We start from the raw sequence: 404 nt of genomic DNA on the forward strand, positions 1-404 counted from the left end.
CAACTTCCTCCACTGGAAGCCCTGATCCTTCCGCCTCCGCCTTCCTCCCACCCCGGCCGGACTCCGTCCGCCACGGCATTCCTTCATCTTTTTCCTCCATCATGCTGCTCATCCCCGCCATCGACCTCAAGGACGGACACTGCGTGCGCCTCAAGCAAGGTGACATGGATCAATCCACCACCTTCGGCGAAGACCCGGCGGCCATGGCGCGCAAATGGGTGGATGCCGGCGCGCGGCGCCTGCACCTCGTGGACCTGAACGGCGCCTTCGCCGGCACGCCCAAGAATTACGCCGCGATCAAGGCCATCCTCAACGAGGTGGGCGACGACCTGCCCGTGCAGCTGGGCGGCGGCATCCGCGACCTGGACACGATCGAGAAATACATCGACGGCGGACTGCGCTAC

At 65.1% G+C, this 404-nt stretch carries 1 protein-coding gene; it reads left to right on the plus strand.

Features of this window, described 5'->3' with window-relative positions; genetic code table 11:
• Window positions 1-101 precede the first annotated feature (101 nt).
• Window positions 102-404: HisA/HisF-related TIM barrel protein (locus K9U41_RS23550; protein WP_282643241.1), on the plus strand; the 303-nt coding region annotated here is incomplete at its 3' end.

Source organism: Xanthobacter autotrophicus, from assembly GCF_029991245.1.
Lineage (GTDB): Bacteria > Pseudomonadota > Alphaproteobacteria > Rhizobiales > Xanthobacteraceae > Xanthobacter > Xanthobacter autotrophicus_C.